The sequence below is a fragment of the Promineifilum sp. (SeqCode) genome, from assembly GCF_041918635.1.
Taxonomy (GTDB): Bacteria; Chloroflexota; Anaerolineae; order Promineifilales; family Promineifilaceae; genus Promineifilum.
In genome coordinates, this window is sequence record NZ_JAYRVJ010000557.1 from 1 (window position 1) to 1,619 (window position 1,619).

The following is a 1,619-nucleotide window of genomic DNA, read 5'->3' on the forward strand; positions in this document are numbered from 1 at the left end:
CGGCATCGCGCCTCTCAGGGTCAGCACCTTCTGCCCGGCGCGCGGCCCGAAGGCGATTCGGTAGGTGATGGCCGCGGCCTGCAGCGGCCGCAGCGTGCGCGCCTCCTCGCCGTCGGCATCCGGCTCGGCCAGGTAGGTCTGGCCCATGTCTTCGACCAGCACGCCCCGGCGCGTGAGCATCTTCATCAGCCGGGCGATGACGGTCTGCAGCAGCGCGTGCAATTCGTCGTCGGTGGGCGCATCCGCCTCAATGAAGGCCGGCGAACCATCGGCGTCGCAGCAGTACACCCCGTCCAGTACCAGACAGTGCAGGTGGATGTTGAGGTTGGCGGCCGAGCCAAAGCGCTGGATCAGCGTGACGGCGCCGCCGTGACCTTCGTCAGCCTTGAGCCCCGCCTGCCGCAGCAGATGTCGCGTGACCACGCGCTGCACCACCTGCAGCACCGGCGTGACCAGTTCCGGCTGCGCGGCCAGCAGCACGCGCAGCGGGATCGGCAGCGACAGCACCCATTGCCGCACCGGCACGTGCGGGATGACGTGGTCGACCAGGTGCGCAGCGGTCTGCGACATGCGCCGGGCGCCGCAAGAGGGGCAGAATCCCCGGCGCTTGCAGCTGAAGGCCAGCAGCTTGTCGTGGCCGCACTCGCCGCAGCGTAGCCGCAGGAATCCATGCGCCAGGATGCCGCACTCGAGGAAGGCGTCGAACTCGTCCTTGATGAACCGCGGCAACTCGGCGTCCGTGCTGGCCTCGGTGTGGGCGATGAAGCTGGCCGCATGCTGCTGGACCAGGCGGTACAGCGTGGTCTGCTCCGGTCGGTGGCGTTCGTAGTGGAGCCGGCTGGCCAAGCCGGGTAAGGAACCGGGCTGGCGGGCGGCGTGCACGGCATGCAGAGGACTCGATGGGGACCTCTACCGTCCCAGCATCGCCCTGCACTCGCCATCGCCCTTCGGTCGGGCTTGTGGGTGCAAGAAGATGGCCCTCCACCGGGTGCAGCCGGTTGGGGTGGGCCAGCCCCGGCGGGAGTCCGTCGTTCACCTTAGTGCCGATATCCCCGTGCTTTTGAGGTCGTTCCTGGCCGACGCCATCGTCACATCGCTTCAGGATCCACGCTCCCCCTGGAGCGACGCATGTGGGAAATCTACGCCTACCAGAACGCCGACAGCCTGTTCGGCATCTTCAACGCTGCGGCAACCATCCACGGCTCTGGCGACTACATGGCGGCGGTCGCCGCCGTGGCCTTCTGCGGGTTCATCGCGGCGCTGGTGGCCTACGCCTTCGCGCCCGAGAAGCTGCAGGGCTGGAAGTGGCTGGCCACCGTGCTGCTGGTGTTCTCCGTCCTCATCGTGCCGCGGGTGACCGTGGGCGTCGTCGACAAGACCGGCGGATCCGCCGTCAAGGTGGTGGCCAACGTCCCCTTCGGCGTGGCCTTTCTCGGCAGTGTCACCAGTACGGTCGGGCACACGCTCACGGGCCTGTTCGAGACGGCCTTCCAGGTCATCCCGGGTGTCGGCGCCCTTCCGAGCGAACTGAGCTACGAGAAGAACGGCCTGATGTTCGGCAACCGCCTCATCCGGGAGACAGGCGGCGTCGCCTTCCAGGATCCGAACTTCCGCACGGA

The 1,619-nt window shown here is 68.1% G+C and carries 2 protein-coding genes; one reads left to right on the plus strand and one right to left on the minus strand.

Going from position 1 to position 1,619, the window contains the following annotated elements; genetic code table 11:
* A partial coding sequence (locus tag ACE3UY_RS16665) for a transposase zinc-binding domain-containing protein (protein ID WP_374688617.1) occupies nucleotides 1-882 on the minus strand: 882 nt, incomplete at its 3' end.
* Nucleotides 883-1,128: 246 nt separating this feature from the next.
* On the opposite strand from ACE3UY_RS16665, the gene ACE3UY_RS16670 reads away from it, so the two are divergent.
* A partial coding sequence (locus tag ACE3UY_RS16670) for a conjugal transfer protein TraG N-terminal domain-containing protein (RefSeq protein WP_374688618.1) occupies nucleotides 1,129-1,619 on the plus strand: 491 nt, incomplete at its 3' end.